At 44.8% G+C, this 17,911-nt stretch carries 16 protein-coding genes; 10 read left to right on the top strand and 6 right to left on the bottom strand.

All coding sequences use genetic code 11. The features are described 5' to 3' along the window. Positions 1-27 precede the first annotated feature (27 nt). Entirely contained in the window at positions 28-393 is a 366-nt protein-coding gene (locus tag MKX35_RS01260) for an ArsR/SmtB family transcription factor (protein WP_042184384.1), read from the top strand. A 55-nt stretch (positions 394-448) separates the two neighbouring features. Here MKX35_RS01260 and MKX35_RS01255 read toward each other — a convergent pair whose 3' ends face one another. Then, positions 449-1,210, bottom strand: coding sequence for a CPBP family intramembrane glutamic endopeptidase (locus MKX35_RS01255; RefSeq protein WP_076300102.1), 762 nt, complete (start codon positions 1,208-1,210; stop codon positions 449-451). A 232-nt stretch (positions 1,211-1,442) separates the two neighbouring features. Here MKX35_RS01255 and MKX35_RS01250 point away from each other — a divergent pair, with 232 nt between their 5' ends. Beyond that, positions 1,443-3,689, top strand: a complete 2,247-nt coding sequence (locus MKX35_RS01250) for a heavy metal translocating P-type ATPase (RefSeq protein WP_076300103.1) — start codon at positions 1,443-1,445, stop codon at positions 3,687-3,689. A 71-nt stretch (positions 3,690-3,760) separates the two neighbouring features. Here the strand turns inward: MKX35_RS01250 and MKX35_RS01245 are convergent, their stop codons facing one another. The 3 genes from MKX35_RS01245 to MKX35_RS01235 all read right to left on the bottom strand — a co-directional run bounded on the left by MKX35_RS01245 (position 3,761) and on the right by MKX35_RS01235 (position 5,893). Next, on the bottom strand, positions 3,761-4,723 hold the full coding sequence (locus MKX35_RS01245) for an L-lactate dehydrogenase (protein ID WP_042184390.1): 963 nt from the start codon (positions 4,721-4,723) through the stop codon (positions 3,761-3,763). Positions 4,724-4,895: 172 nt separating this feature from the next. Further along, positions 4,896-5,396 carry a CcdC family protein gene (locus MKX35_RS01240; protein WP_042184392.1) on the bottom strand — a complete coding sequence of 167 codons (501 nt, stop codon included), beginning with the start codon at positions 5,394-5,396 and terminating at the stop codon, positions 4,896-4,898. A 236-nt stretch (positions 5,397-5,632) separates the two neighbouring features. Then, complete coding sequence (locus MKX35_RS01235) at positions 5,633-5,893, bottom strand: GlsB/YeaQ/YmgE family stress response membrane protein (protein WP_042184394.1); 261 nt, start codon at positions 5,891-5,893, stop codon at positions 5,633-5,635. A gap of 249 nt (positions 5,894-6,142) precedes the next feature. Here MKX35_RS01235 and MKX35_RS01230 point away from each other — a divergent pair, with 249 nt between their 5' ends. Continuing rightward, the gene (locus tag MKX35_RS01230; protein WP_076300104.1) at positions 6,143-7,192 is read left to right on the top strand and encodes a lactonase family protein; all 1,050 of its coding nucleotides are present in this window, start codon (positions 6,143-6,145) and stop codon (positions 7,190-7,192) included. A 128-nt stretch (positions 7,193-7,320) separates the two neighbouring features. Here the strand turns inward: MKX35_RS01230 and MKX35_RS01225 are convergent, their stop codons facing one another. Continuing rightward, positions 7,321-9,588 carry a poly(ethylene terephthalate) hydrolase family protein gene (locus tag MKX35_RS01225; RefSeq protein ID WP_076300105.1) on the bottom strand — a complete coding sequence of 756 codons (2,268 nt, stop codon included), beginning with the start codon at positions 9,586-9,588 and terminating at the stop codon, positions 7,321-7,323. Between the two features lie 388 nt (positions 9,589-9,976). On the opposite strand from MKX35_RS01225, the gene MKX35_RS01220 reads away from it, so the two are divergent. The 5 genes from MKX35_RS01220 to MKX35_RS01200 all read left to right on the top strand — a co-directional run bounded on the left by MKX35_RS01220 (position 9,977) and on the right by MKX35_RS01200 (position 13,773). Further along, positions 9,977-11,104 carry a sulfate ABC transporter substrate-binding protein gene (locus MKX35_RS01220; protein ID WP_076300106.1) on the top strand — a complete coding sequence of 376 codons (1,128 nt, stop codon included), beginning with the start codon at positions 9,977-9,979 and terminating at the stop codon, positions 11,102-11,104. Between the two features lie 99 nt (positions 11,105-11,203). Then, positions 11,204-12,058 carry a sulfate ABC transporter permease subunit CysT gene (cysT, locus tag MKX35_RS01215; protein WP_076285184.1) on the top strand — a complete coding sequence of 285 codons (855 nt, stop codon included), beginning with the start codon at positions 11,204-11,206 and terminating at the stop codon, positions 12,056-12,058. A 213-nt stretch (positions 12,059-12,271) separates the two neighbouring features. Then, positions 12,272-12,535 (top strand): hypothetical protein, encoded by a 264-nt coding sequence (locus MKX35_RS01210; RefSeq protein ID WP_341043729.1) that lies wholly within the window; start codon positions 12,272-12,274, stop codon positions 12,533-12,535. A 38-nt stretch (positions 12,536-12,573) separates the two neighbouring features. Beyond that, on the top strand, positions 12,574-13,437 hold the full coding sequence (gene cysW / locus MKX35_RS01205) for a sulfate ABC transporter permease subunit CysW (protein WP_042184404.1): 864 nt from the start codon (positions 12,574-12,576) through the stop codon (positions 13,435-13,437). Positions 13,438-13,548: 111 nt separating this feature from the next. Beyond that, positions 13,549-13,773 (top strand): YezD family protein, encoded by a 225-nt coding sequence (locus MKX35_RS01200; protein ID WP_042184406.1) that lies wholly within the window; start codon positions 13,549-13,551, stop codon positions 13,771-13,773. Between the two features lie 107 nt (positions 13,774-13,880). On the opposite strand, the gene MKX35_RS01195 is transcribed toward MKX35_RS01200, so the two are convergent. Continuing rightward, a complete protein-coding gene (locus MKX35_RS01195; protein ID WP_076285185.1) occupies positions 13,881-14,189 on the bottom strand; it encodes a hypothetical protein in 309 nt (102 codons plus the stop codon). A gap of 254 nt (positions 14,190-14,443) precedes the next feature. Here MKX35_RS01195 and MKX35_RS01190 point away from each other — a divergent pair, with 254 nt between their 5' ends. Beyond that, entirely contained in the window at positions 14,444-16,708 is a 2,265-nt protein-coding gene (locus MKX35_RS01190; protein ID WP_076300107.1) for a helix-turn-helix domain-containing protein, read from the top strand. A 281-nt stretch (positions 16,709-16,989) separates the two neighbouring features. Then, positions 16,990-17,910, top strand: coding sequence for an ABC transporter permease (locus MKX35_RS01185; RefSeq protein WP_256716358.1), 921 nt, complete (start codon positions 16,990-16,992; stop codon positions 17,908-17,910). The last annotated feature ends 1 nt before the right edge of the window (position 17,911 follow it).

Here is a 17,911-nt window from a genome sequence, read left to right as displayed (position 1 = left end):
TGACTAGCTGGTGGAGGAGGCGATAGCATGGAGCCAACGGCATTAGAAGATTGCGATAACACATGCAAGGGTTCGGAGCTTGAACCGGAATCCATTGCATTGATTCTGCCTGACCGAGAAATAACGGATAAAATGGCAGAGATGTTCAAAGCGTTGGGTGATCCCACACGAGTGCGGCTCATTTACGCTTTGTCCCAGAAAGAATTATGTGTACACGATTTGTCCGTGATCCTTGATATGGGACAATCTGCGATATCCCATCAGCTCCGTTATTTACGGAATTTACGAATTGTGAAGCGTCGTAAAGAAGGAAAGACGGTATTCTATTCGCTCAACGATGCGCATGTAGAGCAGATTTTTCTGCAGACGCATGAACATGTCCGTCATGAATAGCTGTACTTTTCAAAAAAGAGCGGTTCTCCGATTATTGGAGAACCGCTCTTTTGCGTTAACTAGATTGATTTAGGTTGCTCGATAGGGTTGGTTTTCTAAAGGATAGAGCCAGCCAGAGACAATGCACAGCGAGTACGAGAAGGATGAATAGATCGATCCCCATATATTCGCTTGTATTATCGTTACCAACAAACTGAATTAGATTATGTACAAAATGAAACAATATCAGCGGTAGAATATTATTATTTTTCAGCATCAACAAGGTAAGCACAAAACCGATCAGAAGAGAATATACGAGCTGTAGGAGGATTTGCGTCATGTCTGTACCGGATAAAGCATTAAGCAAGTGGGTAATAGAGAAGAGTATGCTTGAAGTAATCACAGCCGTTTTAGCGCCCTTAGTGAGTAAAGTCTTGAAAATCAATCCGCGGTAAATACTTTCTTCCACAAAGGCTACAAGCAGGGTGAAGAAGATAAAGAACAACACCTCAGACGTACTGATCTCACGAAAACCTTTAAAGGATATGGTGATCAGGACGACAGCTAGAGGTGCGTAATAGATCCACTTCCCAGAGGAAATGGTATTCAGAGGACGGAAGCCAAGATCACTCCATTTGTTCTTAACCGTGAAGTAGATGATCAGTACAAGCGCGATTGGAATAAAGGAGATCAGTACAGGGGCGGTATACGAAAGCTCTTTAATTGTAGCGTAAGTCCCGGCGGCAGATACAGCTAAAAGTAACAGCACCTCAATAATAACAACGGTCCAAACAGGGTATTTCTGTGAAAAAGAAGACGTCTTGGCTAGCTTTGACATGGTCTACATTCATCCTTCTTTCTGTGTAATTTAGTTGCCAATTCATCTCGGCTGCGATCATACATGATTTACCATATTTTCACGAAAAGATCAATTTATTTAATTTTTAAGAGAGCGGAGAAAAATGGTGTATATGACGTATTGACCTTCAAAAATAAAGGGAATATAATAGCAATAAGAAAACATATGAACAAGTGCTCATATATGGTTTTTATTTGAGGAGATGTGCCGTATGGATACGATGCAAGGAAAAGTAAAACGTCAGTGGGAATTAGAAGGCTTAGATTGCGCCAATTGCGCAAGGAAAATCGAAGATAAAGTGAAGAAAATTGAGGGCGTATCGTCTTGTTCCGTTAATTTTGTTACGAAGACAATGACGATGGAAACCGCCGCAGGTTATGAGGAATCGGCGATTGTAGAAGCAAAGAAAACGGTGAAGGCACTTGAGCCCCATGTAAATGTAAGAGAGAAGACTCAGGGCAGTCGCAAGCTGCAGAATAACAGTAGTCATACGCATGGAGAGGATCACAAACATGGCCATGAACACGATCATCAGGCTGCAGACGGACATAAGCATGATGATGCGGATGGTCACAGCCATGGCCACAGCCACGAGCATGGGGAAGGAGATACGCGTAAGATTCTACTGCGGTTAGGTGGCGGTGGGATACTCGCGCTTGCCGGAATATTCTTACCGGTGGAGGGTGTAGTAGAACTGCTGATTTTCTTAGCAGCCTATCTCATCGTGGGTAGTGAAGTTGTCTGGCAGGCGGTTAAGAACATTATCCGGGGTCAGGTATTTGATGAGAATTTCTTGATGGCTCTTGCAACCATCGGTGCTTTTGCGATTGGTGAGTATCCAGAGGGCGTAGCGGTTATGCTCTTTTACCAAATCGGAGAGTTGTTCCAAGGTCTAGCAGTAAACCGTTCACGTCGATCTATCACGGCACTTATGGATATCCGTCCCGAATTTGCTTACCTTAAGCTTGGAAATGATCTAAAACGAGTCTCTCCTGAGGAAGTGTCGATCGGTGATGTAATTGTTGTGAAACCGGGTGAGAAGGTACCTCTGGACGGAACGATCCTTGAGGGAAGCGCCATGATGGATACATCAGCACTTACCGGGGAGTCTGTACCGCGTTCGGCTGGACCGGGAAGCACAGTATTAAGTGGATTTATTAATCGAAACGGCGTTATTACGATGCAAGTCACACAGACCTTTGGTGAATCAGCCGTATCCAAAATTCTGGAGTTGGTACAGAATGCTTCAAGCAACAAAGCCAAAACAGAGAACTTTATTACTAAGTTTGCACGGGCTTACACACCTATAGTAGTGATCACAGCTGTGCTGCTAGCTGTCGTTCCTCCGTTAGTGATTAGCGGGGCAACCTTCTCAGATTGGATTTACCGGGCGCTTGTATTCCTCGTAATCTCCTGTCCATGTGCGCTTGTGGTCTCGATTCCACTTGGTTTCTTCGGAGGGATTGGAGCAGCTTCACGCAGTGGTATTCTGATTAAAGGAAGCAACTATCTTGAAGCGTTAAATGATGTGAAAGTAGTTGTCTTTGATAAGACCGGAACGTTGACTAAGGGGCAATTTAAGGTTACAGGAATTTATCCGTCAGGTGGCAAGTCTAAGGATGAATTGCTGCAGACAGCTGCTTATGCGGAGAGCCATTCGAACCATCCGATTGCCGAATCGATTAGGGCGGCTTATGGAGAACAGATTTCTAAGGAAACGATCTCGAATTACAACGAAATCTCCGGTCATGGAATCGAGGTTTCGATTGAAGGCAAGACCGTACTTGCAGGTAACGCGCGTCTGATGGAGCGAGAGGGCATAGCTTATGAGGTGCCTGCGCAGAGCGGTACAGTTGTTCACATCGCGGTGGATCATCAGTATGGGGGTTATCTGGTGATTGCAGATGAAGTGAAGGAAGACTCGCAGCAGGCTATTCAGAGCCTCAAGAAGCTTGGCATCCGTAAAACGGTGATGTTAACTGGCGATGCTTCTTCTGTAGCTGAAGATGTTGGGAAGCAGTTAGGTGTAGATGAGGTTCACGCGGAGCTTTTGCCGCAGCATAAGGTAGAGGCCATCGAGAAGCTGGATCGTGAAAAGTCACATCGCGAGAAAATTATTTTTGTCGGTGATGGAATTAACGATACCCCAGTACTAGCTAGAGCAGATGTTGGGATCGCAATGGGCGGACTGGGCTCCGATGCTGCGATTGAAGCGGCCGATATTGTAATTATGACCGATGAACCTTCGAAGATTCCTGTTGCTATCGGCATTGCCAAGCGTACACGGATGATCGTATGGCAAAATATTATTTTCGCTTTAGGTGTTAAAGCTATATTTCTTATTCTCGGCGCATTTGGGATTGCCACAATGTGGGAGGCTGTATTCTCAGATGTTGGGGTAACCGTGCTGGCTGTACTGAACAGTATCCGAGCATTAAAGGTTAAAGATCAAGGATAAAAAAATCGCTCTTTAGGGTATTGGTGTTATCTACCGATCCCCAAAGAGCGATTTTTTCCGTTTGCAGGAGATTAAATGCTGTCTTCCAAGTGTAGGCTCTCAATGCCTGAGCGAACAATGCTGCAGGAGGCGTTGAATTTCTCCGCTTCTTCGGTGTTTAGGTTAAGCTCCAGTAGTTCTTGAATTCCAGTGTTGCCAATAATGGCAGGTACGCCGGTACATATACCACTTTGCCCGTACTCTCCATCCAGAATTGCGGATACGGCAATGATCTTATGCTCATCATTCAGAATGGAACGAGTAATATAAGCCAGTGCGCTGCCAATACCGAAATGTGTGGAGCCTTTTTTAGTAAATATCTCCCAGCCCGCATCTTTGGTCTTGCGGGAGATATCCTCCAGATCCAGATGCTGGAACCGCTCACGATGCTGATCCATAATTTGCAGGATGGGCTTGCCGCCAATCGTCACATGTGACCAAGCTACAAACTGGGATTCACCATGTTCTCCAAGTGCGTAGCCGTTAACGCTGCGTGGGTCTATGGAGAACACATCAGACAGTAGTGTTTTTAGGCGCGAAGAGTCAATGGAGGTTCCTGTACCAATGATTCTGTGGCGAGGCAGCCCTGATATTTTCCATACCATATAAGTGACAATATCGACTGGATTAGCGGCGACTACGAATATTCCATCGAATCCCCCAGCCATAATGTTGGTGATAATTTCTCTAGTAATGACTGCAGAGGCTTCCAGGACGTCAAGTCTTGTCTGCCCTGCCTTTGGATTAGCGCCGGCGGTTAAGATAACTACATCCATTCCTGCGCAGTCGCTATGGGTTCCTGCATACACCTTGGTACGTGTGCTTGTGAAATCCATGCAGTGTGAGAGATCAAGTGCTTGTGCCATAGCGCGGTCATAGGTGCGGTCGATCATCATGATCTCGTCGCAAATGGCCTGATTGACCATGGAGTAGGCGCAGCTGGAACCGACCATCCCGGCACCGACGATGGCAACTTTTCTTGATTTACTTTTCAATTGCCTTGACCTCGCTTTCTATTGTTAGGTATGCATATATTTTAACGTATCCCTCCACAAGTTACCTAACATCGGACACAGAAAAATGTTTTTTCCTACATGGTATTCATCCACGTAAGAAGCCATCTCAATCGTATGAATTGAAATGGCTTCTTAGAATAACAACATATACTTATGACTGTAAGGACTGTGCCTCCGAGGAGGTCATAGCTTTATAACGTTTGTACATAAAGAATCTCCAATGAAGAATCATTCCGAAGGCTAAGATGAAGAATAATCCACCGGACTGAGGGATACTGACATAACTATTAATAAATTCATGAAGTAAGGTGCGAACTAAAAGGAGTCCGAGCAGAATGAAAGCAAAGCTCTTAGAACGCTGAGCATAAATTTGTCCATCCCGTTGTTCGAAGTTTGTGCTGCGTATTAGAGGATACGCGAAGATGAACCAGCCAATCAAAAAGGCGAGTGCTGCCCACCATAAAGGAAATCTAACTTCAGGTACAACGAACATGGCAAAGCCAGTCGACATCCCGAGAGGTGGAATCCATATTTTTCGAATGGTAACCGGACGTGCGCTAGCTTTTAGACGAATAAAAATAACCATTAGCGCCATGAGCAAGGTCCCTATAGTGGAGCCGATATGTAGGAGTGAGGGGTTAATGCTACCCATGATTCACGACCTCTCTATGATTTGAGTCACTTTTATCTCCATTATAACAGAAAAACGATGGCAGAACATTGAAGTGTAGCCGCTGTATGGAGGTAGTAGCTCCGTGAAAAGCACTGCATACTACATTAAGTAGAAAGAGGCCGAAAACACCAAATAGCAGGTCAAGGTAGTTAACCTTGACCTGCTATTTTTTTTAATAATATAAGTAGTCCAACAATTATTGGTTCAGCCTAAGCTTATGAACGGCTACGCCCATTTGTTGAGCGAAGAATAAGGCTGACGATAAAGATCAGAACAACGGCCCCGATCAAAGAAGGGAAGAAATAGAAATCACTTACTTTAGGTCCCCAGCTTCCCAGAAGCACGCCACCGAGCCATGAACCGATAATACCTGCGATAATGTTACCAATTACCCCGCCTGGAATATCTCTGCCCATAATCAGACCCGCTAACCAACCAATGATCCCACCAACAATTAACATCCATAAAAAACTCATGTTACTTCAACTCCTTCGTTTTGTTGTTTTCGATGTCTACTATTAACCTTGCCAATCATGTTTAAACCACTTGTAAAAACTTACTACTGCCGGGAGAGTTAGGAAATGGCTTCAAAATTGAACTCGATAATGTATTACAACTATAAACATGCTATAGTGAAAAAATATTATAAAATACTGAGTGAGTTGCTATCAGTAAAGGGTAATTAAGAAGTAAATACAATTTATACAAACAAAGGAGTCGCTACTATGGAACGGCTTAATGAGGTATTGTTTTATGTGGGAACGTACAACCCTGAAGGTGAGGAAGCTATTCTACTCTGCTCACTTAGTCCTTCATCAGGGGAAATGAAGATTCTTGAGGGTACTAAGGGCATTGAGAATCCATCGTTTTTAGCAGTAAACAGCACAGGCAGCGTGCTCTATGCGGTTAGTGAGAAGGATGAGGGCGAGGTTTATGCTTTTGCTATTGATCCTGTTACTAAAGCGTTGAGTCCACTTGGAAGTCGTCCTACGGAAGGTGGCGCTCCTTGTTATGTCTCGATCAGTCCTAAGCAAGATTACATATTCGTCTCTAATTATTCCGGTGGCAATGCCAACGTATTTCCTGTAAATGAGGATGGTTCGCTTCAGGTCATGTCTGATCAAGTGAAACATGTAGGTTCAGGAATTCGTGAAGACCGTCAGGAAGCTCCGCATCCACACTCCGTCATTCCGGATGGAAGCGGCAAGCATATACTGGTTTGCGACTTGGGACTGGATCAAATCCTGATTTATCGCCTTGAAGAAGGTAAGTTGTCTAAGCATCGGGAGATTAATCTTCCACCAGGTTCAGGCCCACGCCATCTGGCGGTACACCCTTCAGGACAATGGATTTATCTGGCGAATGAACTAAACTGTACCGTAACGGTATTTGCTAATGATGAGCAGAATGGAAACCTCAGCATTTTACAGCATGTCAGCACGCTTCCAGAGCAATATAATGCGGGTAGTGATGATACAGCTTCCGATATTCATGTATCGCCATGTGGTAAATTCTTGTATGTCTCAAACCGGGGACAAGATAGTATCGCCTTGTTCCATATTGAGGGTTCAACAGGTCATCTTGAAGCGGTAGATTGGCAGGTTACAGGCGGACGTACTCCGCGTAATTTCGCCATTATTGGTGGCAAGCTGCTCGCTGCGAATCAAAATAGTGATATTATTACTTCGTTCTCCATCGATAGTGACAGTGGCAGATTAATTCCTACAGGGAACGAGTTGAAGATAAAGACACCGGTCTGTATTCAAGCCGTGTAGGCTGGGAATAGGTTATTGTATGTTTCAATATTAGGGGCTATTCCCCGAAATTTATCAAAATAAAAGGCCTTCCAATCAGCTGTACATGTGCTGAGGGAAGGCCTTAAATGGTATAATGGCAAGTTACCTTAAAACATATTTCGAATTCCTAGATCGTAAAAGCCTATGTCATCTAGCATGATTTTATCTCCCTCGGCTTCAAGGTAGAAGGTGATTTCTGTCAGGTTCTCAGGCTCTAGCTCAGGTTCTTCCTCCTGAAACTGTTCGAACGGCATCTCATAGGTCTGAAATACAGCTTCGGACAGATCACCGTACTTCCCATCATTAATCCGTTCTTCAAGCCATGGGAATAACGTGAACTGAGTTTGCGGCAGTGGAAGAATATCCATTACCTCACTTAACGGCAAGCGTGCCGAGGTATCATTTTTGTCGGTTAACTCAACCTCTACATTGGGAGGTAGCGGAATACTTAGTTCATCTTTGATATCACCATTGAGGTTTGCTAAGGAAAATGTAAGGCCATCTGCGTCTGAAAGGGCCATTTCAGTAACAACACTGTCTTTAAGCTTAATGTTGTAATAAGCTTCCTCGTCTTTTTTGGCTGTGCGTTCAAGAACGACACCATATGTGGCTTTGCTCTTCGATTCACGATCCTTCGCGAGCTCTTCCGACCAGGATAATCCGGATGCTTCTGCTGTTCCGAGATTAACGGTATTCTTGTTGCGGTCCTCGTCAAATGTGGCTACAGGCCGATATCCCCCATCCTGGAATCGATTGTAGTAAGTGGTCTCCGGTAGCCATTTCAGTCCGCTGCGGTAATCCCGGAACAAGCTCTGGTATTCGTCTTTTCCATGCAAAGTGGTCTCTAGAAAAGCTGATACATACACTTTAGCGATTTGCCGCTGCTTGTCTGCATCCATAGTTTGCGCTCGATTTAAAAAGAGGCCAGCAGGTAATGTCTGATCATACGCGCCCCAATCACTGTTGAATTGACTGTGATTGGCGTCCGCAATATACAGCGAGCTTTTGAAAGCAGAGGATCCAGGAGAATAGGAAGTACGTATATACTGGCGGTCACCATAGAAATCATGTACATCCCCATCACGAGCCCCTTGCAGAGTCAAATAGTTGACATCCTTGAGACGGGCTTGCTGATCGTCTATCGGTTTATCCGTAGGGGCAAGGGCGACCACAGAGGCTATATTAAAACGATCTACTGCCTTCATAACGGGATCATTTTTGAACCAACATTCGGCGTCTGCTGCCATAGCAACAGCTTGTCCTCCACGGCTATGGCCGAGCAGGGCGGTTTTTGTGAAATCTATTTTTTGATAAAAAGGATTGTCTGGTTCATCCGAGAAAGCTGCTAGCTGTTCCAGGTGTTTCAGAATGATCCAGGTCCGTACTTTGAAATCATTGTCCGGAATACCGGACCAAGCAGAATAGTTCAGGAAATTCTCATCCAGCGAAATTGCGATAAACCCCCGGCTGGCCAAGAGTTCACCGAGATAAGCGTACCCTCCGTCAGAGTAATCTTCCATCATATGATTTCCGTGCACCATCAGAACTACCGGATAGGGACCATCGCCCTCAGGCATCCATACTCGGCCGTTCAGTGGAAGTGCATTATAATCAAATCCCCAGAATAAAGTGCGGAGTTTTGACCAATCCTTAATATAAGCAGAAGCATCTACTGTAGAAGAGATCACATTGGTATCCTTGCCGTATTCGGTCCGATGCAGATCCTTACCGCTGGCATAAGTGAAGGTCTGATAGGCTTGATTGCCAGGTTGTGACGGACTTGCGGCTGTCAATGGAATCACATCAGAATCACTGATATCAATGGGTTCCAAAGTAGGTATTTCCTGCACTCCGTTTGCCAGAGCAAGTTGGGAAAAAGTTACCGTAATGGTAAGCAGAAGTCCCATGGTTATTCTTTTGCTGCGCAGCAGTCCGATGGCTAATCCGCCCAATGCACCTAATACGGATAGTAGAACAGCAATGAGAGCCGCAGCTTCAATCTCAAAGTCTGCGTAATATAAGATTAGTAGAATCGCTCCAACATCGCTCAATACACAGCCTGCGAATAGTCGTGGGATGCGCAGTCCGGTCAACGCGATCAGTACAGCAATGATATTGCTGGCAATGGCCAGCAGAATGGTACTCGTACCTGCAGCAAGTGCAATATCTGTTGGCACCCCTAATCCAGTGGGTATACCTAATACGGCAGTGGTGAAGGCTAAAAAGCAAACGATCCAAAGACCAGCGATTGCTGTCCTCCAGACCGTTGTATCATAACGGTAAGTTCCCCTAATCCTTCGACTAATTTCTTGAGACATTCTCCTATGAAGCCGTGGTCTTATCGGCGCAGGGACGTACTCTAAATCCATACCCATGATTCTCACTCCCGACATTAAGCGGTAATTTCTCTAGACCATAAGCTGTAGCAATAATATTACTTTATAGCATCAATAACAAGTGGATCTTACAGGAACCCACACCATTGCCTGTATAGCGTGGGATTTGAAAGATTCCTTTGTCATTGGTTGGAAAAAAAGGTTTGACACGGTTAAAGGGTTTCAGTATTATATCCATATAAACCAACTAAGTAGATAGGAATAATTGAAGAAAGTTCTTACCGTACAGACGGAGGAACGCCTGCATTAGGCTCGCAGACACGTGTCATAGGACCGGTTTGACCTGCCATACGTGGGCTTTCCTCCGTTCTTTTTGTTATCCACAGGAAAAAAATGAAGGCAAGAAAAACATGGGGGAGTGGAAAAGATGAAGAAAAAGATGAATAAAGGGCTTCTTGTAGGGTTTAGCTTGTTGCTGACGGCAGGGCTTACTGCTGCTTGCGGCAGCAATAACAACAACGGCAATAGTGCTAGTTCGGCAACAGACGCACCAGCAACAACCAATTCAGCGGAGGCCACAAATGCGGCTGAAGCAACAAAAACTCCATCTAAAGATCCAGTAGAGCTACTGAACGTATCTTATGACCCTACTCGCGAATTGTACGAGAATTATAATAAAGCTTTTGCTGCCTATTGGGAGAAAGAAACAGGACAGAAGGTCACCATTAAACAATCCCACGGTGGATCGGGGAAACAAAGCCGTGCTGTACTTGATGGTCTGGAAGCGGATGTTGTGACATTAGCACTTGGTTATGATATTGATGCCTTGCAGGAAAAGGAACTTATTAATGAAGGCTGGCAAAGTAAATTTGATCATAACAGTTCACCGTACACCTCGACGATCGTATTCTTAGTACGCAAAGGAAATCCAAAAGGAATCAAAGATTGGCCGGATTTGCTTAAGGAAGGCGTAGAAGTGATTACACCGAATCCGAAAACATCAGGTGGCGCACGTTGGAACTACTTGGCGGCGTGGGGTTACGCGCTAGACCACAACAATAACGACGAAGCTAAGGCTGAGGAATTTGTAAAAGAATTGTTCAAACATGTTCCGGTGCTGGATACGGGTGCGCGCGGTTCTACGACCACGTTTGTAGAGCGTGGAATTGGCGATGTGCTGATTGCATGGGAGAATGAAGCTTATCTTTCTGTAGAAGAGCTTGGTCCAGATAAATTCGATATCGTAAATCCATCTGAGAGCATTCTGGCTGAACCGCCGGTAGCAATAGTAGATAAGGTTGTGGATAAAAGAAATACGCGTGAAGTGTCCGAGGCTTACTTGAAGTATCTCTATACGGAGGAAGGACAAAAAATCGCGGCTGAGAACTACTACCGTCCAACGCTAGAAAGCGTGAAAGAACAATATAAAGATAAGTTCCCGGAAATAAAGCTCTTCACATTGGCTGATAAATTCGGAACCTGGAAAGAAACGCAAGAGAAGCATTTTAACGATGGCGGGATCTTTGACAAGATCTATGTGCCGGGTGCTAAATAATAGATTAAAAAATGAAAATTATATTTTTCTTTAAGAGATTTGTCCCTAGTAAGGGGCTGATCGGCTAACCTGCCGAAGGCGAGAAAGGATGAATAGGGGATGAATGTCACCGCAACGACTACAGCTGTATCGGCGACAACGCGGCGAAAGATACTACCCGGTTTTGGGATAACGATGGGGTACAGCGTACTTTACCTGAGTCTCGTGGTACTCTTGCCACTTTCAGCATTGTTGTTCAATTCTACTGGGCTGAGCTGGGCGAAATTCTGGGATGTAGCTACCGATCCGCGTGTATTGGCTTCGTATCGTGTCAGCCTGTCTACGGCAGCGGCTGCTGCTTTTGTGGATGCTATTCTAGGTCTCTTGCTGGCGTGGGTACTAGTGCGTTACGAATTTCCGGGCAAAAGAATATTTGATGCGCTGATCGATCTTCCGTTTGCTTTACCGACAGCTGTAGCTGGTGTCTCCTTGACGGCTCTTTATGCCACAAATGGCTGGATCGGAGCGTGGCTTGAGCCACTAGGATTAAAGGTGGCATTTACTCCGCTTGGCATTACCCTTGCCTTAATGTTCATCGGGATACCGTTCGTCGTGCGAACGGTACAGCCGGTGCTGGAGGATTTGGACCGAGATATGGAGGAAGCCTCGGCAACCCTCGGTGCAGGCCGCTGGAGAACCTTTCGTTCAGTAGTACTGCCTGAGCTATTCCCGCCGTTGTTAACCGGCTTTGCTTTGGCATTTGCCCGTGGTATTGGTGAATTCGGCTCTGTCGTGTTCATCTCCGGTAATATGCCGATGAGAACGGAGATTGCTCCTTTGCTTATTATGTCCAAACTGGAGCAGTATGATTACGCTGGTGCTACCGCCGTTGCGTTGCTCCTGCTGCTCATTTCCTTCTTAATGCTGTTAGTCATTAATACGCTCCAGCGTTGGGTGCGTAAGACTTCTCGGTAAGTCTTTCGGTTTTACTCAGATTTTATTCCCTATTCTCTAATATTTTTGTATTAGAACTTGCTGAGCGAGTATTAGCGAGGCTACATCCGAACAGGTAAATGACGACTTTATTTTACGAAGCATACTTGCTTCCGTGAAATGCGGAATCCTAAGGCAAATTGAGGAGTCGCAGAGTGAATTTGCTTTTAGAGGAGCGATAGCGATCTCGAAGTTTTGAACCAGATAACTGGTAAGAAAGGAACGGAGAGGAATATTGGAACTGTAGAAGCGTTAGCGTTCGCCTTTATCCTCGGATTTCTACCGCGGACAGCGGTTCAAATCAGGAAATCTGAGGATAACAGCGATCGGAAGTCCAATATTCCTTGGAGTGACCCATTACCAGTAATCTTGTTTGAACGATTCCAGCCGCCCGATAACTCCCAAATTCACTCGAAGACACTTCATATTTCCCGTTGTTCGGCATTTTTCAGAAGCTAATCATGCTTTCGTAAAACCCTTTAAAGGAGGAATAACTTGTGGCAGGCACCATCCCACTCCAAGCCCCCCGGCTACAGAAGAATACGTCCTCGCCAGCGACAACGGAAACCAAGGCTGTAAAATGGGTGTTGATCGGAGCTGCTGGACTAGTCCTTTTTTGGCTGATTGCCTTGCCTTTGATTGTTGTGCTGACCGAGGCGCTGAAAAAGGGCTGGGATGTATATATAGCTGCTCTGACCGATCCAGATGCCCGTTCCGCTTTGCGGCTGACGTTGCTTGTTGCAGCGATCACTGTACCACTGAATACCTTTTTTGGTGTAGCGGCTGCATGGGCAGTAACCAAATTTCGTTTTCGCGGTAAAGGGTTTCTTATTACCTTGATTGATCTCCCCTTTGCAGTATCGCCTGTCATCGGCGGTCTGATCTTTGTGCTCGTCTTCGGCGCTAACGGTTGGTTTGGCCCTTGGCTGAGCGCCCATGATATCAAGATCGTATTTGCGCTTCCAGGCATCGTGTTGGCCACGCTGTTTGTGACCTTTCCCTTTGTGGCACGTGAGTTGATTCCACTGATGGAGGATCAAGGGACACAGGAGGAAGAGGCAGCGATTACCCTCGGAGCACATGGGTGGCAAATCTTTTTCAGAGTCACGCTTCCTAATATTAAATGGGGCTTATTGTACGGTATTATTTTGTGTAATGCGCGGGCCATGGGCGAGTTCGGCGCAGTTTCTGTGGTATCCGGGCATATACGTGGGGAGACAAATACACTGCCGCTGCATGTTGAGATTTTGTACAATGAATATCAATTTTCAGCCTCTTTTGCAGTAGCATCTCTGCTCCTGTTGTTGGCTTTGGTGACGATGATTATTAAAAGCTGGTTATCACGAAAAAATGCCCATTGACAGTACTTTTGGTTCCGTGCTAAGTTAATTCATAGTATACTGGTTGGTAATAACGGAATTATGGAGATTAGGCGGATATAATCCTTTGGATGGGGAAAGGGAGGCTAGAGAATGGCTAAACCGCTGAAAGTGGATGATTTATGGCTTACGCGGATTGCAGGGCTTCTGGATGATATGGAATTTGGCTCCTTGCACATCGTAGTGCATGAAGGTCAGATTGTTCAGATGGAGCGTACGGAACGCAAACGTTTTGAGAATGGCAATGGCAACGCAAACGGGCGTTACATTAATGAGAGTGGAACCCGGCGGGCCGATTCCCAATCGGCAGGACGTTGATACAATCTCGGGCAATCATAAAGGTATATATCATATTTAAGAATAAACGCTAATAACCCACTCCTGAATAGGGGCGGGTTATTTTTCTGACGATTTAGGTGCTCTTATTAATAACGATTTGCCTGACGTGAAGAGGAAATCCCTTCAACCAACAGTACGAGCGCAGTGATGCCATGCATAATCCAACCTAAGAGTGGGATAAACGCTAAAATCGAGGTGATAATGCCTAGAACATTCCCTACGATGGGTTTCCGCTCTCTTTGCAGGATTACAATGGCTACAGCGTGGAGCAAAAAGGCAACGGCAAGAGGGACCCAACCATTCGCTATAATAAAGAGACCGCCGAGGACAGGCAGAGCCAGAAAAGCCTCATACACACACGTTCCCCATTTAAACAGCTTTGCTACAGGAGACATTATGCCACCAACCTTTTTAGAATATTGTTATAAATACTATTCCACACAGTGAGTAATAGGATTCAAGAATATAATACTTACCACTTTGGTGGATGTGTATGAATTTTGGGAATGGACGGCATTTTCATATTCATATATAGTGTGAGTTAGATATTTCCAAAAGAGTGTAAAGATATACGCTCACCCAATAAGGATACAAATTTTACTATTGGGTGAATTTCAATTTATAAAGGAATCATCAAGGGGAGATCTCAGTGCTTAGAAAGTCCTTTTTCACAAAACTACTTATAGCTTATCTTATTATTGTATTCGCTTACACGATGATTGCGGTCTGCCTTTCTTTTTTTAAAGACGGTCAAAGAGTGCGATCGGAATTGAGTCAAAACCAGCAGAATTTTCTCATGCAATCGCGCGACAAAATTGACACGAAACTCGGCGTTTCTTTCAATTTAATTGCGCAATTGAGACGTAATGATCATGTTGTTAAATTCGCTGAAAAAGAACGCAATTACTATGAGATTACACAAACCTCTTATGCACTGCAAAATCATATAGACGCATTCTCTGAATTCGGATATAGCATTGATTTAATGAAGACTAACGACGATCTGGTCATAACGCCGCAAATTTCGTCGGATAGAAGACGCTATATGGAAGATATGGGAATGACGAATGAGGATTTGGCACAATTAGGCACAGACAGCACGAGTCCAACCATAACGCTATCGAGCCGCCAAAAGACAACTTCGACAGATAATGAAAGCGTATCCATAATTATCGTTAATCCGGAACGGGTAGGAATAGGGAATTCATTATTTTTTGTGGTCTCCTTCTTTGAACAATTGCTGCTACCGCCCCTATCCCCTGATACGCAAGAAGCTTTTGCCATTATCGAGAATGGTAGATACGTGACGCTTAAATCAAGCTTTGACGATAAACGGGAAAAGCAATTGCTTGCCTATCCACTGGCACAACTGGATGAACAGGCAACCGTGGATTATAAGAAGCTATCCAATGATGAATTCGATTTCCATTTAATCCGCTCGAATACAATGCCGCAATGGTCGTATATGTATGTTACACAGAACTACTCTTTGGTGGACTCCTTTTCCCCCAATTTAAAAGGGACTGTACTTTTATTAGCCATTCTTATCTTTGTGGGACTTGCGTTCGCCTATACAGTTTCTAGGCGCATGTACCGGCCTGTGGGTCATCTCGTTGGATTGTTCAAGAGCTACGGTGAGCCTGCGGGAGCAGACGAATTCGCTTTCTTGAACGAGACAGCGACGAGTATAAGTAAAGCCAATGAACAGATGAAATCCGCGCTACATGAGCACAAGCTTTCGATGAGAGACAAGTTCCTGCGGGATTTGCTCCATGGACTCGTTCCACCTGAGAAGGTGGATGACCTGCTAAATGCACATCAACTGCAAAGCCTTTCTAGCAACTTGAGCGTTTGTGTGATTTCATTCTCGAACGCTAAGGAATTGGAGGAGCAATATTCGAAAGATGCGATTCTTACGATAAAATTAAAGACTTCCTTGATTATTCATGAGCAGTTGAAAGTTCATTTTCCTTGTGAGTTGCTTGATCACGATTTCACCAAATTTGTCTTCATAATCAGTGAATCCGATACGGAATCCATTCAGAAGAAGCTCATGAAAGCGATGGCTCAAATCGAGGACGCACATGCATACGGATTGACTGCAGCAGTAGGCCAGCCCGTAGCCTCTGCTGGCGAAATTGACCGCTCCTTTATCCAGGCCCTTGATATTCTGAAGAGGAGATCGGCAGTGGACAAGACTTCCGTCATTACGTATAAACAACTCAGTCAAGTTCAGATGGTGAGCTATTATTATCCTATCGATACGGAACGAGAGCTGATCAGCTATGTGATTCGCGGCAAGCGGGAGAATGCTTTAAATACGCTAAATCGCCTGCTATCGGAAAATCTGGAGCAAAGGCAGTTAACCAGGCAGCAGCTCGACCAGTTCAGCCTGCTTGTGTTGGCTACGCTGAGTCGAATTATCCAGCAGTTGAATATGCCTTTCGAAGAGTTCGTTCAAGCTCATAAGGAATCTCTGGACATCGTACAGCACGGCGAATCAAAGGAGCTAATGGTTTCCGCCATTACTTCCTTGTTTGGCGCCATGATGGATACGATTGATCAGCAGAATGAAATGATGGATAACAGTACGGTAAAGCGGATGATTGAATATATTCATGACAACTACAATAGGGATTTATCGCTTAGCATGATAGCGGAGGAGTTTAACTTCTCTCCCGGTTATGTCAGCATCGCGTTCAAAAATCATTCCGGAGAAAACTTTAAAGATTACTTGAATTTTTATCGTGTGCAGCAAGCTAAAGAAATTATGCGCCAGCAGAAAGATATCAAAATTGGAGATTTAGCACTAATGGTTGGGTGCAACAATGCGAATACGTTTATTCGCATGTTCCGCAAGTATGAAGGATTAGCTCCTGGCCAATACGCAAAGAAGCTTAACGAGAAGGAATGAGGCTTCAAGTAATGAGAACCGTTGATTCAAAAACAAAGCCGCCTAGCTTAATTGCCAGGCGGCTATTGTATGTTCGACGGGCGTTTCTCTATATACGAGAAATTGTTGATACATAAAATAATGCACATTATGAACCCAGACATAAAGAGTTGCTGCTAGATGAAATAATGGCGATAGACAGCGCTTACATTCATTCCTATAGTTTAAATTGCAACGCTGACCTTTCAAATAGGAGCGCTCCTGAAGGGATCAGCTAAACATCGTTGCGAGAGGAGAAGAGGGTGCTGCTTAACTTTAAAGAAATAAAAACCAACCTGATCAGGGACCGTTATCTTTACCTGCTCCTGATACCGTTTCTGGCTTGGTATATCATCTTTGCGTATAAGCCGATGTACGGCCTGCAGATCGCCTTTAAGGATTTCAGTGTATATAAAGGAATTGAAGCGAGTCCCTGGGTGGGGTTTGAACACTTCGAGAGCTTTTTTAAAAGTCCATATTTCTGGCGGCTATTAAAAAACACAGTATTGCTCAGTTTGTATCAATTGCTGTTCGCGTTTCCTGTGCCGATTATCCTCGCTTTGTTATTTAACGAATTGAAGAATGGAATTTTCAAGACAACGGTGCAGACCTTTACGTATTTGCCCCATTTTATTTCGGTCGTTGTCGTAGCTGGGATTGTTACCAACTTCTTGGCTCCTAGTAACGGTATTATCAATATCCTGATTGAGATGATGGGTGGCGAGAAGCAATACTTTCTGACCAATCCCGATTATTTCCGAACTATTTTTATCGGGTCCATGGATATTTGGAAGGAAGCGGGATTTGGTACCATCATCTATATAGCCGCTTTGTCCGGCGTCAATCCGGCCTTGTACGAAGCGGCGGTTATCGATGGAGCTAACAAATGGAAGCAAATGTGGCATATCACACTTCCCGCCATCATTCCAACGATCGCAATCATGCTTGTCATGAAGGTGGGTTCCATGCTGGAAGTTGGCTATGAGGCGATCATTCTTCTGTATCAACCAGCCACCTATGAGGCGGCCGACGTTATTAACACCTACGTATATCGGGCTGGTCTGCAGGATGCACGTTACGATCTGGCTACAGCGGTGGGACTGTTTAATGCCGTCGTTGGATTTATTCTCGTCGTATTTGCCAATAAGATGAGCAAGAAGTTAACGGATACTGGATTATGGTAGG

Source organism: Paenibacillus sp. FSL R5-0923 (assembly GCF_038009145.1).
Lineage (GTDB): Bacteria > Bacillota > Bacilli > Paenibacillales > Paenibacillaceae > Paenibacillus_AQ.
Note: the sequence above shows the minus strand (reverse complement) of the source record. Positions and strands in the feature narration are given on the sequence as shown.

Coding starts and splice junctions, on each gene's coding strand:
- MKX35_RS01225 (WP_076300105.1), bottom strand. CDS start 9,588: ATGGGTATGGATTTAGAGTACGTCCCTGCGCCGATAAGACCACGGCTT.
- MKX35_RS01240 (WP_042184392.1), bottom strand. CDS start 5,396: ATGGGTAGCATTAACCCCTCACTCCTACATATCGGCTCCACTATAGGG.
- MKX35_RS01230 (WP_076300104.1), top strand. CDS start 6,143: ATGGAACGGCTTAATGAGGTATTGTTTTATGTGGGAACGTACAACCCT.
- MKX35_RS01220 (WP_076300106.1), top strand. CDS start 9,977: ATGAAGAAAAAGATGAATAAAGGGCTTCTTGTAGGGTTTAGCTTGTTG.
- MKX35_RS01200 (WP_042184406.1), top strand. CDS start 13,549: ATGGCTAAACCGCTGAAAGTGGATGATTTATGGCTTACGCGGATTGCA.
- MKX35_RS01195 (WP_076285185.1), bottom strand. CDS start 14,189: ATGTCTCCTGTAGCAAAGCTGTTTAAATGGGGAACGTGTGTGTATGAG.
- MKX35_RS01260 (WP_042184384.1), top strand. CDS start 28: ATGGAGCCAACGGCATTAGAAGATTGCGATAACACATGCAAGGGTTCG.
- MKX35_RS01235 (WP_042184394.1), bottom strand. CDS start 5,893: ATGAGTTTTTTATGGATGTTAATTGTTGGTGGGATCATTGGTTGGTTA.
- MKX35_RS01250 (WP_076300103.1), top strand. CDS start 1,443: ATGGATACGATGCAAGGAAAAGTAAAACGTCAGTGGGAATTAGAAGGC.
- cysT (WP_076285184.1), top strand. CDS start 11,204: ATGAATGTCACCGCAACGACTACAGCTGTATCGGCGACAACGCGGCGA.
- MKX35_RS01255 (WP_076300102.1), bottom strand. CDS start 1,210: ATGTCAAAGCTAGCCAAGACGTCTTCTTTTTCACAGAAATACCCTGTT.